The organism is Exiguobacterium sp. s194, assembly GCF_018618275.1.
GTDB classification, from domain to species: domain Bacteria; phylum Bacillota; class Bacilli; order Exiguobacteriales; family Exiguobacteriaceae; genus Exiguobacterium; species Exiguobacterium chiriqhucha.
This window is the reverse complement of the sequence record NZ_JACSLT010000003.1, coordinates 335,241-349,169: the sequence shown is the minus strand read 5'-3', so window position 1 is coordinate 349,169 and position 13,929 is coordinate 335,241. Positions and strand designations below refer to the sequence as shown.

Sequence of the window (13,929 nt, the reverse complement as noted above, 5' to 3'; positions counted from 1 at the left end):
TTCGTCCTGAGCCAGGATCAAACTCTCCAAAGAATTTGATATAGCTCTTTAAAAATGACGAAGCTTGCGCTTCATTCAAAAATTGTAAAACTTTTTTTGCCTCATCGTTCAGTTTTCAAAGTTCGTCTGCCGCTCTTAGCGACTCATTTATAATAGCACCTGCATTCTCTTTCGTCAACTATAAAAATAAAATATTTTAAAAGAATAAAAAAACAGTGTGCTCCTTCTTTGCACTATATAGAAGGAACACACTTTCTATTATTGAAATGCGATGATTCGTACTTCGTCTAAACGAGTTAAATCATACGTTTCTTGCGTCGGTTCTGATACGACAATCGGTTGTTCGACACTCGGTGTATAGTGATGAATCTTCCCACGAACCCCACTACTCAACAAAACGGTTCGACCCACTTCATAAAAGCCGAGTAACGTAGCTAACAGTGTGAGCGCCTCTCCATCGTACGCTTCATTTTGCCACATATAGAAGTAAGCTTCTTCCGGAGTGAGTGCAGCTCGGAATGTTCGCGGTGCCGTCAACTGACAAAAACGATCTGCCACGATAAACAGAGGAGAGGCCGGATGAAGCGCTCGCTCTTCAAGACGATTTGGGAAGCCCGATCCATCGAGCCGCTCATGATGTTCGGCCACTAATTTATCGACACGCTGCCGTAATGTCCGATCTTCAGGTAACATCGCCATCGATACGAGTGGATGTTGATACAGAAGCTCACGTTCCATTTTTGTAAAATAGCGCATATGTGACCATTTGCGAATTTTAGCGTAACTGGCATCGGCGAAATAAGATGCGATTCCATAGTCAAACTGAAGCCGATGTTCGTCCCCCCGATATTTCGATAACGTTTTTGCGACGAGCGCCCGATAAATCGCATGATGAATCACATGATTTTTACGTAACGGTTGGTTCGTGAAAAACTTGACGATTGCTGATAAAGGATAATCTTGGCGAAATAACTGATGAATAAATTCAAGAGCCTCATATGGATTCGGTGATATCCGTTCTTCCCATTGATTGTAGTGACGTTCATACTGAAGAATCTTTTCGCATAAGTCGCGTTCTTCCTCATGTGTAAAGGGACGGCGTTCTACCGGAGCAACTTCAATCGCATCAACTTTCAAAAAGCGGAGCAAACGTAAATGTTCGTTCGTCAGTCTAATCCCGGCCTCTAATGAAGAAACAGATGTTAAGAGCGTCATACCTACGTGCACGTTTGAAATAGCGAGTCGCATGCTCATCCCTCCTGATCGTATGAAAACAGGTCGAACGGAAGCTCCGCTCGACCTGTTTCGCCTTATTCGGTCACTTCAGACGATAGGTCGGTTTCTGGTGCTTCACCATCAAATCCATTCTCCATCTCATCTGCTGATTCCTCTTCTAGCTCATCTTTTTTCAATTTGGCAATTGTAGCCAAACGATCGCCGTCTTCGATGTTCATCACTTTCACACCGCGCGTACTGCGACCCATTTGCGAAATCGTCTGTGAATCGATCCGAATGGCGACACCGAGCTCGGTCATGAGCATGATATCGTCGTCCTCATCCACGACTCGCATACCGACGACGGTACCGCGGTCAGTCTTGATTCCGATAATTCCAGAACCGCCTCGACCTTGCGTGCGGAATTGCTCCATCGGCGTTCGTTTGCCATAGCCTTTTTCCGTGATAATCAATACGTCTTGCGTCGGGCGTACGATTTCCATCGAAACGACTTGATCGTCATCCTTCTTCAGACGAATCGCACGGACACCTCGGGCGGTACGGCCCATCGACCGTACTTCACTCGCAAGCGGGAAGCGAATCGACATCCCTTCACGCGTCACAATCAACATTTCGTCATCGCTCTTCGCAAGACGGACAGTAACCAATTCGTCCGTATCATTCAAGCTGATGGCACGAAGTCCGTTTTTATTGATGCGGGCGTAAGCCGAGAGCGGTGAACGTTTGACGAGTCCTTGCTTCGTGATAAACACGAGCGACAACTGCTCGTCTGCCACTTCAGCTTCCGAATCTTCACTTCCATCCTCAACGATGGCTTTGTCTGCCAAGTAACTATTGAAGTCGACCGGAATCATCGTCTCGACTTTTTCGCCTTTATCGACTTGTAGCAAGTTAATAATCGGCATCCCTTTCGCAGTCCGGCTCATCTCTGGGATTTCATACCCTTTCAAGCGGAAGACGCGACCGAAGTTCGTGAAGAACAGGATCGTATCATGCGTCGAAGCTGACAAGAGACGTAACACGAAGTCCTCGTCATTCGTACCCATCCCTTGCTTGCCTCGTCCGCCTCGTCGTTGTGTACGATACGAGTCGCTTGGGATTGATTTGATATAACCTTCGCTCGTGAGCGTGATCATCATGTCGCGAACTGGAATCAAGTCTTCATCTTCAAGCTCGATGATATCCGTACGGATGACTGTCCGACGTGCATCGCCATAACGCTCTTTGATTTCTGTCAACTCGTTGCGAATGATTTGAAGCAAGAGTTCTTCGTCGCCTAAGATGGCACGCAACTCTTCAATCAAGGCGCGAATCTCGCGATACTCGCCTTCGATTTTCTCACGCTCAAGTCCAGTCAAACGTTGAAGACGCATATCGAGAATCGCTTGCGTCTGCTCGGTCGACAACCCGAAACGGGCAATCAATTTCTCACGGGCCTCGTCACCGGTCCGCGTACTGCGGATGATGGCGATGACTTCATCCAAGTGATCGAGGGCAACGCGCAATCCTTCAAGGATGTGTGCACGGGCCTCGGCCTTGTCGAGATCGAACTGCGTCCGACGGCGGACAACTTCTTTTTGGTGCTCGATGTAGTAATAAATCGCTTGCTTCAAGTTGAGCGTCTTCGGTCGTCCCCCAACGAGGGCGAGCATGTTGACCCCAAACGTCGTTTGCATTGGCGTTTGTTTATACAAGTTGTTCAAAATGACACTGGCATTCGCATCGCGGCGTACTTCAATGACAACACGCATCCCGTTACGATCCGACTCGTCGCGAAGATCAGTGATGCCTTCGATTTTCTTGTCGCGTACCAAATCGGCAATCTTTTCGACGAGGCGCGCTTTGTTCACTTGATATGGGATTTCATGAACGAGAATCCGTTCACGACCATTTTTCAACACTTCGATTTCAGCTTTGGCCCGCATCGTGATTGATCCACGACCCGTCTCATAGGCGCGGCGAATTCCGCTACGTCCTAAAATTTCGCCGGCTGTCGGGAAGTCAGGCCCCGGGATATGCTGCATCAACTCGGAGATGGTGATATCCGGGTTATGCGTCAACGCAAGAACGCCGTCAATGACTTCGTTCAAGTTATGCGGCGGTACGTTCGTGGCCATCCCGACCGCGATTCCACTCGTCCCGTTGACCAAGAAGTTCGGGAACCGGGCTGGCATGACGACCGGTTCTTTCTCTTCTCCGTCAAAGTTCGGTTGGTAATCAATCGTGTTTTTGCCGATATCACGGACGAGTTCCATCGCGATTTTCGACATACGTGCTTCTGTATAACGCATCGCTGCGGCTGAGTCTCCATCGACCGATCCGAAGTTTCCGTGACCGTCGACGAGTTCATAACGATAACTGAAATCTTGCGCCATCCGAACCATCGTCTCGTAAACGGCAGAGTCACCGTGCGGGTGATACTTACCGATAACGTCACCGACCACACGGGCCGATTTCTTATGGGGCTTGTCAGCACGAATTCCAAGTTCGTTCATCGCATATAGAATACGACGGTGAACCGGTTTCAGACCGTCTCGTACGTCTGGGAGGGCACGTGACACGATAACGCTCATCGCATAGTCCATGAACGAGGTGCGCATCTCTTGGCTAATATTTATATCCTTGATATTTTCTTGTTCTGCCATTCGTTATTGCCTACCCTTCTTTTTAAATATCGAGGTTTTTCACGTAATGCGCATGTGATTGGATGAAATCACGTCGCGGCTCGACATTGTCACCCATGAGCGTCTCAAAGATCTCATCCGCCTCAATGGCGTCTTGAAGGTCGACACGAAGCATCGAGCGTGTCTCTGGATTCATCGTCGTGCTCCACAGCTGTTCAGGGTCCATCTCACCTAGACCTTTGTAACGCTGTACGCTGTAACGAGCATTCTCCGGAAGCTGTTTAATCGCTTCTTGCAATTCACGGTCATTCTGCACGTAAGTGACATCTTTTCCGTGCTTCAAGCCGTAAAGTGGTGGTTGCGCGATATAGACATACCCGCTCTCGACGAGCGGACGCATGTAGCGATAGAAGAACGTCAAGAGCAGTGTGCGAATGTGGGCTCCATCGACGTCGGCATCGGTCATGATAATCAACTTATGATAACGAGCCTTCCCGAGATCGAACTCTTCCGCAATCCCTGTCCCGAGCGCTGTAATAATCGTACGTACTTCTTGGTTGGCTAAAATCTTATCAAGTCTCGCTTTTTCGACGTTGATGATTTTACCTCGGATTGGCAAAATCGCTTGGAAGTGACGATCGCGACCTGATTTCGCTGAACCGCCGGCCGAGTCACCCTCAACGATGTACAGCTCAGACTTCGATGCATCTTTCGATGAACAGTCGGCTAGTTTCCCAGGCAATGAACTGACTTCAAGGATCCCTTTACGGCGTGTCATCTCACGAGCACGTTTCGCTGCGAGACGGGCACGGGCCGCCATCAAGCCTTTGTCGACGATCAATCGACCGACAGATGGATTTTCAAGCAAGAATTGCTCGAACGTGTCTGTGAAGAGCGAGTCTGTGGCTGTACGCGCATCGGCGTTACCAAGTTTCGTCTTCGTCTGCCCTTCGAACTGTGGCGACGGGTGTTTGACCGAGACAATCGCTGTCAATCCTTCACGTACGTCATCTCCTGACAGGCTACCGTCAGCCTCTTTCATGAGACCGAAGCGTTTTGCATAGTCGTTGATTGAACGCGTGAGCGCCGTTTTAAATCCAGTCTCGTGCGTTCCGCCCTCATGGGTCGGAATATTGTTCGTGAATGAATAGATGTTGCTCGCAAATCCTTCGTTGTACTGAAGCGCAATCTCGACTTCAATTCCATCCTTCGTGCCATGTACGTAGACAGGCTCGTCGTGGATTGAGGCTTTCGAGCGGTTCAAATGTTCAACGTATGACTTGATTCCACCCTCGTAGTGATAATTGCGTTCAATCGTCTCATCGCTGCGCTCGTCTTTGGCGACGATGCGGAGTCCTTTATTCAGGAAGGCAAGTTCGCGCAAACGTGTGGCGAGTAAATCAAAGTCATATTCGAGCGTCTCTTCGAAGATATCCCCATCCGGGAAGAAACGAACAGTTGTACCAGTCGTATCGGTCGTACCGACGATTTCAAGTTCGCCTTGTGGGACACCGCGTTTGAATGACTGATAGTAGACGTTGCCGTTACGACGGACGAACACTTCAAGCTTCGTCGACAACGCGTTGACGACCGAGGCCCCGACACCGTGCAGACCACCTGAAACTTTGTATCCGCCGCCGCCAAACTTACCTCCGGCGTGAAGGACGGTGAAGATGACTTCGACGGCAGGACGGCCCGTTTTCTTTTGAACATCGACTGGAATCCCGCGTCCGTTATCTTCGACAACAATCGAGTTGCCTGGTTCTACTGTCATCGTGATCGTGTCACAGTGTCCGGCGAGCGCTTCATCAATCGAGTTGTCGACGATTTCCCACACCAAGTGGTGGAGTCCTCGTGAGCTCGTTGAACCGATATACATCCCCGGGCGTTTACGAACGGCTTCTAACCCTTCAAGCACTTGAATCTGATCAGCACCATAATCTTGCATTTGTTTTTCGTTTTCGTTACTCATCGGTTTTGTTCACCTACTATACATGAATTGGTGTTCATATGGATTGGTCTTACGTTATACAGATTCCGTTTCAACTTCGCCTTGTTTCACGTGAAACACCTTCGCTTGTTGAATCGTTTCGTGAGCGATGCCATCAATGTTGGTCGTCGTGATAATGGTTTGGACTTTTTGGCCCATCGTGTCGAGCAGATGGGTTTGGCGATGGTCGTCTAATTCAGATAACACGTCATCTAACAAAAGCAATGGATATTCCCCGACCTCTTCGTGGATCAGTTCAATCTCCGCTAACTTTAAAGACAAAGCCGCTGTACGTTGCTGGCCTTGTGAACCGAACGTTTGGACGTTGCGATTGTTGACATACAATTCAAAGTCATCTCGATGCGGACCAAATAACGTCACGCCTCGTCTTCGTTCGTTCTCTCTTATTTTATCAAACTTTTGACGATACGTTTCAAACATCGTCTCTTTTGGGTAACGTTCTTTTTGGAATGTATCCGATACGTATTGAATCGTCAGTGTCTCCAAGTCACGTGTGATGCCGGAATGGATGGGTCCCGCCCATTTTTCAAGCTGATCGATAAAATGATGACGTCGCGAAACGATTTTCACGGCAAGCTCAATCATTTGATCGGTGAGCACCTCTAGTAGCGTCTCGTCTCCGCCTTTGATGGACAGTTGCTTCAACAAGGCGTTCCGTTGCTTCAGTGTCTTCAAATACTGATTCAATTCATGTAAATAGACAGGACTCACTTGCCCGATTTCCATATCTAAAAACCGTCGTCGTCCTTGCGGGCTACCTTTGACGATGGCAAGGTCTTCGGGTGCGAACAGCACGACGTTAAAAGCGCCGACATAGTCGCTGAGGCGGCGTTGTTCGAGATGGTTCAATTTCGCTTTCTTCCCTTTCGGTGAAAACGTGAGCGACTGGACCGTCTCCCCGGTCCGTTTATGAATCCGTCCCTCGACCATCGCTGCATCCGCCTCCCAGCCGATCAGTTCACGGTCTTGCGTCGTCCGATGTGACTTTGCGAGCGCAAGTACGTAAATCGATTCGAGCAGATTCGTTTTCCCTTGGGCATTCTCACCAATGAGAACGTTCGTCTGTTCTGAAAAATCTAGCTCGAGGGTTTCGTAGTTGCGGTAGTTTTGCAATCGGATCGACTTTAAATGCACGTTAGTTACCCTCGATTTGGAAGTCTCCGAAACCTTCGACCTCAATCGTGTCCCCATCGCGTAGTTTGCGTCCGCGACGTTGATCAATCTCACCGTTCACTTTCACTTGAATGTCCTCTAAGAAGAACTTCGCTTGGCCTCCGCTTGAAATGATATCAGCCAACTTCAAAAATTGTCCGAGCGTTACATACTCGGTTGTAATCGACACTTTTTTCATGTCGTCACTTCCTTTCTTTCATACTTAGTACAAAAAATCGCCATACTTATTAGTTTATCGAAAAACGTCGAATAAGGCAAAAATGGGGATGACAAGGTGAAACACCTCATCATCCCCGAATCTGCTCAGTCTGACTTAAGACGTGCGGACTGGCAAGATCAACTGTAGGACGCTATCTTGCTCGACCGGACGCAAGATGAACGGACGCATCGAACCCGTGAACTGGATTTCGATCTCTGAAGCATCAAGCGCACGAAGCGCATCCATGACAAATTTCGAGTTGAATGAAATTTTTAACTCTTCTCCTTCAAGCGACAGGATGCTGACGCGCTCTGACACTTTCCCGACTTCTGGAGAATGAGAGGAGACTTCGACCGTCGTCGCTTCTTCAGCGACAAACTTGATGACGTTATTGCGATCAGCGCGTGCAAGCAATGACGCACGATCGATAGCTTGGAGGAAGTCCTTCGCGTTCATGCGGACCGCTGTCCGGTATTCTTCCGGAATCAAGCGTGATGTATCTGGGTATGCACCGTCGAGTAGACGCGAGAAGAACGAGATGTTTTTCAAGCGGAACAAGATTTGTTGGTCCGTCAACACGATTTCGACTGGCAACTCTTCCCGATCAAGCAATTTTGCGAGTTCGTTCAATGAGCGGCCTGGGACGACGACATTTTGGAACGTCAAATCGTTGTCTGTCTCAAACCGTGCCCGGCGAAGTGCCAGACGGTGGCTATCCGTTGCGACACACGTCAAGAATCCTTTTTCGGCAGAGAAGTTGACCCCTGTCAACACAGGACGTGTCTCTTGTCCAGAAACAGCGAAGCTCGTTTGACGGATAATCGTCTTCAACAAATCGGCCGGCAAGTAGAAACGACGCTCGCTTGATAGTTCAGGCAGGCGCGGGTATTCATCTGGATCGAGTCCGTTCAAATGGAACTCGGCTTGTCCCGATTCAATTCGTGTCATAAAGTTCGGAGACACTTCGAGTGTCACTTCATTCGTCGGCAACTTTTTAACGATCTCACCGAGGAAACGTGCATTGAGCACGACGCTACCTGCTCGTTGAATTTGAATGAGTTCGATTCCGCCTTCTTCAATCGGGATTAAGCGTTCGATTGAAATTTCCGTATCGCTACCTGTGAGCGTCAACCCATCGGCATGGGCTTCAAGCTTTAATCCTGTGAGGATTGGAATCGTCGTTCGGGAAGCAACAGCTTTTGATACATCTTGTACGGCTTGCATGAATACATCTCGCTGAATCGTTAAATGCATGTGGATAATTCCTCCTAAGTGAACTGAGTCATATAGTTAATAATAATAGTATTATTTAAGTCATAATAGTAATAAGGGCTGTGGATACTGGGGATAAGTGACTTTAACCACTGGTGTTGAGCCATTCTGCCTGTGAATAACTTGTGGATAACTATGTGGTTTTATCCACAGGATATCCACAATGAAATTGAAGCGTTTTATGACAATGCTTTCTTTAACGTCTGAATCGTCTCTTGCATCTCCGGATCGTGCTTGAGCAACGTACTAATTTTCTCATGGGCGTGAATCACTGTCGTGTGATCGCGTCCACCGAACTCTTCCCCGATTTTAGGAAGCGAGCTTTCCGTCATCTCACGTGATAAGTACATCGCGATTTGACGAGGGAATGCGAGCGTCTTCGTCCGTTTCTTCGCCTTCAGTTCATCGACTTCAATATTAAAGTGACGGCCCACGATTTCTTGAATGTCCCGAATGACAATTTTCTTCGCTTCTTGGACCGGCATGATGTTGTGCAACGCTTCAGCAGCGACATCCGGGTCAATCGGACGACCGACGAGCTTGGCATAGGCCACGACGCGCGTCAACGCCCCTTCGAGTTCACGAATGTTCGTGTCGATTTGGTTGGCAATATACAGCATGACGTCGTTTGCGATATCCAGTCCTTCTGCCGTCGCTTTCTTGCGTAAGATGGCAATCCGTGTTTCAAGGTCAGGCGGTGTGATGTCTGTGATAAGACCCCATTCGAACCGCGAACGAAGACGATCTTCGAGCGTCGGAATCTCTTTAGGCGGTCGATCACTCGAAATCACAATCTGTTTCTGATCGTTATGAAGCGCATTGAACGTGTGGAAAAACTCTTCCTGTGTCTGTTCTTTCCCGGCTAGGAACTGAATGTCATCGATTAAGAGAACATCAATGTTCCGATAGCGGTTGCGGAATTCTTCGGTCTTATTGTCACGAATCGAGTTGATAAACTCATTCGTGAACTTTTCAGATGATACGTAAGCGATTCGTGCGCCAGGCTTCTGCCCTTTCACGTAATGACCAATCGCATGCATCAAATGCGTCTTGCCGAGCCCGACTCCTCCATAAATGAAGAGCGGATTATAGGCGCGCGCCGGCGCTTCTGCGACAGCGAGCGAGGCAGCGTGAGCAAATCGGTTACCCGACCCGATGACAAACGTCTCAAAAATGTACTTGTCATTCAGCTGTCCGAGGTTCCCTTCCTCTTTTGGTAGTACTGGAAGTGGCTGTTCTTTCATTTCTGTGGCAGCAATCGTCTCTTTCGATCCATCCGCAGGTGCATACTTGTGTGCTTGTGATTCCTCGATAAAATGAATCTCAAGCTTGTTGTTCGTTACTTCTTCAATCGTATCTTGTAACAATGACAAGTATTGACGCTCAAGCCAAGTCACAATGAAACTGGCTGGCGCGGACACGACGAGTGTCGTCCCCATCAACGAAATTCCTTCTGTTGATTTCAACCACATATCAAAGCTGGCTTTTGGTGTTCGTTCCTCTTCCTCAATCAGAGATAAAACATTTCTCCAAATCTCGCGAGCATTCTTCAATGAAAGACCTCCTTTACTCACATGTTGGCGAAACTTATTCACACGATATACACATACACTATTCTATAGTAGATAATAGGGTTATCCCCAGAGAACAAAAACTGTGGATAACGTTATCCACATGGTGTTGATGTTGGGGATAACAGTTATCCACAGCCTGTGTATATCTTGGAATTGCTAAAAGTTCATCCACAAGTTTGTGCACATTCAGTTTATCAAAATAAAATAGACGTGGCAACGGTTTTTGATATTTATCCACAGACTGCAAAAAGAATCCACAGGTAGTTATCCACATGCTGTGTATAGTGTGGATAAACTGTGGATATGTTGTGGATAATCTGAAGTGAGGTAAGATAGCGACAGAAAAGTTATACACAAAAGAGGAAGAAGGAATTGTGGAGAATATTTTTTTCAAGAGAAGAAAATGAAAAATTAAAAAATGGAATCGTAAAATTGTTGAAAGAAGAGGAGTTATTCACATATAAGTGTGGATAACTCTTGGGATATGTGGATAAAATGGCTTTAGACAGCTATTTGTAAAAAAGTCACTGGCGGATTGTCAATTCTCCATGTGATTCATTGCTTCCGTTTCTTCTAGATCATGCCATCATGAGGTGATTGTCCCCTTCCCGTCCGAAGGATTTCATCCTAATTGAAAACCTGGCGAAAACTCATTGACAATCTAGACAACAGTTTATATAATCTTAAAGACTGCCTTAAATGAAACTATAACTTGCTAATAGAGCGTTAACCTTGAGGAGGTGCTTTAACAATGAAACCAACTTTCAATCCTAACAACCGTAAGCGTAAGAAAGTCCACGGATTCCGTGCACGCATGGCGACTAAAAACGGCCGCAACATTCTTGCAGCTCGCCGTCGTAAAGGCCGCAAAGCCTTGACTGTCTAATACAGATCATGAGATTGCCCGAGGAATCCTCCTTGGGCAATCTTTTTTTGTATCGTCACAGAACTCACACAAACGGACGGAAAAAGCTGATTCACTCTCGTTGAAACGAATGGGATATGGTATGATGTTAGTTGACGATTTTTGAAGCGAAGGATGGAGTGAGAATTTTGAAAAAAGAATACCGCCTGCAAAAGAATGAAGAGTTCCAAGCGGTGTTTCGTGAAGGACGCTCCGTGGCCAATCGTCAGTTTGTCGTCTACACGCAAAAAGCGGATCAAGCGCACTTCCGGGTCGGACTTTCGGTCAGCAAAAAGCTGGGAAATGCCGTGGAACGGAACCGGATGAAACGATTGATGCGTGAATCGCTTCGCTTGCTCGAACCGAACGTGGCTCCGCACAATTATGTCATCATTGCGCGCAAACCAGCGACGTCGCTTACGCAAGATGAAGTGACGGAAAGCTTGAAACACGCATTCAAACGGGCTAAAGTTTGGAAGCAGAGACAAGTCGATCGATCATAACAATCCGAGCTCGTTCTTTCATATATAACGCGAACTAATTAGGATTGACCGATAGACGTGTGATGAAACAAAAGAATCGATAAAGAAAGCGTAGGAGGAACTATGAGCAAAAAGCTAAAATTAGGATTGTTGGCCGTCATGACCGGCGTCATCATGTTGATGGCTGGATGTGTCGACCCATCGACGATCCAAGGAGAGCCGATTACGGCTGAGACGGAAGGCTTCTGGTCGCAATACTTTGTTTGGCCACTAGCATGGTTGTTGAAAGAAGCGGCTTACTTAATTGGTGGGACGTGGCAGTACGGTTACTCGATCATCGTCGCGACGATTATCGTCCGCCTCTTGATTTTACCGCTTATGATCAAGCAGACGAAGAGTATGGGTGCGATGCAAGTCTTGCAGCCAGAGATGCTCAAGCTGCGTGAGAAGTACAGCTCGAAAGACCAAGAGACGCAACGTAAACTGCAAGAAGAAATGATGAAAATGTATCAAGAGTACCAAATCAACCCGCTCGCGGGCTGCTTGCCAATCTTGATTCAAATGCCGATTTTGTTCGCGTTCTATGATGCGATCCGTCGGACACCTGAAATCTTTGAAGCGCAGTTCCTCTGGTTCGACCTCGGGGCACCAGATCCAACGTTCATCTTGCCGATTCTGGCAGCGATTTTGACGTTTGTACAGCAAAAAATTTCAATGGCGGGCCAAGAACAAAACCCACAATTGAAAATGATGCTCTACATCTTCCCAGTGATGATCTTCGTCATGTCGATCACGCTTCCAGCCGCCCTTTCGATGTACTGGGTCGTCGGTTACATCATCTCGATTATCGTGACGATGGCAATCATGCTCCCGATGCGTGAGAAGATGAAAGTTCAAGCTGAAGCGAAAATCGCGGCGAAAGAAGCAGAACGTGCCGTACTCGCAGAAGAAGAAAAAAAGGCAAAAAAGAAAAAACGTAAATAAACGCTAAGGCTGTGGATAACCAATCCACAGCCTTTTTTGTCGTTCGGGATAGATCAACCTTAAATCCGGGAATAAACAAAGCAGTGGTAGAAATCGTCGAATCAGAAAGGGGTCTTTCATATGGAGACGCTCATCAAACGGTTGGAACGGTCGACGTTCATTCAAGCGGCGCTTTACGTGGTAATCGGGTTACTCATCATCTTGTATCCGCGCATCTTTTTTGATGCGATCGTCTATTTGGTTGCGGCTTACTTTGCCATCATCGGTCTCGTCGCCATCATTCAAGGGTTGCGGCACAAACGGGACGGGCTCCCAGCCGGTTTTTTTATGGGAATCATCTATTTATTGATCGCTTTAATCGTCTTTTTCTTCGCTGAAACGTTGGCAAGTCTGCTCCCGATTTTTATCGGCGCCTTATTCTTGTTTGGTGGCATCATCCGGTTGATTCAAGCCGTCGGATTTCGCCGGACCATCGCCAATCGGTGGATGTACTTCATGCTCAGCAGTCTATTGTGGATTGGGATTGGCCTACTCATGTTGGCGAACCCGTTTGACAGCCTGCTCGTTTTGTTCCAATTGTTCGGCGGTTTTCTCATCGCCGTCGGGGTGATCGAATGGGTGCTCTATTTCACACTCCGCTCCTCGAGACGCCAGCAAGCATAAACGAAAGCCGCTCACATTAGGAGCGGCTTTTTTCACGGATGACGAGTCGGTCGAAAAACGGACGAATCACTTCGAACGCAACGGTCGTCTCGAAGAAGGGACGCTCGACTTCGAGACGGGAGATATACCATCGAGCGGCTGTCGCATGATGGTCGGGTGTCAACGCTTCATAAAAGGTCCGGATTTCAATCCGCTGTCGGGCGGCCACGTCTTTCAACCCGAGTGCGGCCCGTTCGGGTTCGTAATGAGCGGCGAGCACATAGGCGAAATGACTCATGCCTTGCCGAAGCATCTCGACGGCCCAGACATCGTTGCCGCGGTCACGGGCTTTCGTATATTGGAAAAAGAACCAAATCGCATCAAACACGTGTCCGCTTAAGTCTTCATCCGACAAGGTGAGCGAACTCGAGTGATGTTGCAGTCGATGTTCCGGATCATACAGCACCGTGATTGTGTCTTGATGGTTCAACGTGTCCGCCGTCACCGTGAAGAAGTCGAGATGCAAGAAATCATCATAGACGACGATCAGTTGCGGGGCTACGATATCGATTTCGTCCTCGAGCAGAATCGGGCGATATGTGGCCAGATGGTCGCGGCGGCGCGACAAGAACTCATTCAGGCTGTCAGGGGCGACCATGACGTACAAGTCGACATCGGAATGTTCGTCCGCTTCACCACGCCCGAACGATCCTTTCAAGAAAATGGCCTGCACGTCCGTATCGGAGATGAGGCTGTCGGTCAATGTGGCGATGGCATCTTGCTGTCGCATTTCATCACGTCCTCCATGGAAATATATTCCTTTATTGT

The 13,929-nt window shown here is 47.9% G+C and carries 12 protein-coding genes; 4 read left to right on the top strand and 8 right to left on the bottom strand.

Translation table 11 applies throughout. The features are described 5' to 3' along the window. Positions 1–258: 258 nt before the first annotated feature. The 7 genes from KNP85_RS05615 to dnaA all read right to left on the bottom strand — a co-directional run bounded on the left by KNP85_RS05615 (position 259) and on the right by dnaA (position 10,068). Entirely contained in the window at positions 259–1,248 is a 990-nt protein-coding gene (locus KNP85_RS05615) for an HD-GYP domain-containing protein (protein WP_214801929.1), read from the bottom strand. 62 nt (positions 1,249–1,310) lie between these two features. Then, the gene (gene gyrA / locus KNP85_RS05610; RefSeq protein WP_058765174.1) at positions 1,311–3,881 is read right to left on the bottom strand and encodes a DNA gyrase subunit A; all 2,571 of its coding nucleotides are present in this window, start codon (positions 3,879–3,881) and stop codon (positions 1,311–1,313) included. A 22-nt stretch (positions 3,882–3,903) separates the two neighbouring features. After that, a complete protein-coding gene (gyrB, locus tag KNP85_RS05605) occupies positions 3,904–5,832 on the bottom strand; it encodes a DNA topoisomerase (ATP-hydrolyzing) subunit B (protein WP_021067843.1) in 1,929 nt (642 codons plus the stop codon). A 54-nt stretch (positions 5,833–5,886) separates the two neighbouring features. Further along, on the bottom strand, positions 5,887–7,005 hold the full coding sequence (gene recF / locus KNP85_RS05600) for a DNA replication/repair protein RecF (RefSeq protein ID WP_214801926.1): 1,119 nt from the start codon (positions 7,003–7,005) through the stop codon (positions 5,887–5,889). A gap of 1 nt (position 7,006) precedes the next feature. Beyond that, positions 7,007–7,222 (bottom strand): S4 domain-containing protein YaaA, encoded by a 216-nt coding sequence (gene yaaA / locus KNP85_RS05595; protein WP_128123800.1) that lies wholly within the window; start codon positions 7,220–7,222, stop codon positions 7,007–7,009. Between the two features lie 135 nt (positions 7,223–7,357). Further along, entirely contained in the window at positions 7,358–8,497 is a 1,140-nt protein-coding gene (gene dnaN, locus KNP85_RS05590; RefSeq protein WP_021067846.1) for a DNA polymerase III subunit beta, read from the bottom strand. Between the two features lie 197 nt (positions 8,498–8,694). Then, positions 8,695–10,068, bottom strand: coding sequence for a chromosomal replication initiator protein DnaA (dnaA, locus tag KNP85_RS05585; protein WP_021067847.1), 1,374 nt, complete (start codon positions 10,066–10,068; stop codon positions 8,695–8,697). A gap of 772 nt (positions 10,069–10,840) precedes the next feature. Between dnaA and rpmH the strand changes: the two genes are divergently transcribed. From rpmH to KNP85_RS05565, 4 genes are all read left to right on the top strand, one after another. After that, entirely contained in the window at positions 10,841–10,975 is a 135-nt protein-coding gene (gene rpmH / locus KNP85_RS05580; protein ID WP_015880216.1) for a 50S ribosomal protein L34, read from the top strand. A 167-nt stretch (positions 10,976–11,142) separates the two neighbouring features. Continuing rightward, a complete protein-coding gene (gene rnpA, locus KNP85_RS05575) occupies positions 11,143–11,496 on the top strand; it encodes a ribonuclease P protein component (RefSeq protein WP_021067848.1) in 354 nt (117 codons plus the stop codon). A gap of 102 nt (positions 11,497–11,598) precedes the next feature. Then, a complete protein-coding gene (gene yidC, locus KNP85_RS05570) occupies positions 11,599–12,459 on the top strand; it encodes a membrane protein insertase YidC (protein WP_021067849.1) in 861 nt (286 codons plus the stop codon). Positions 12,460–12,579: 120 nt separating this feature from the next. Next, positions 12,580–13,122, top strand: a complete 543-nt coding sequence (locus KNP85_RS05565; protein WP_131472089.1) for an HdeD family acid-resistance protein — start codon at positions 12,580–12,582, stop codon at positions 13,120–13,122. Between the two features lie 16 nt (positions 13,123–13,138). On the opposite strand, the gene KNP85_RS05560 is transcribed toward KNP85_RS05565, so the two are convergent. After that, positions 13,139–13,891, bottom strand: coding sequence for a nucleotidyltransferase domain-containing protein (locus tag KNP85_RS05560; protein ID WP_214716327.1), 753 nt, complete (start codon positions 13,889–13,891; stop codon positions 13,139–13,141). Positions 13,892–13,929: the final 38 nt, after the last annotated feature.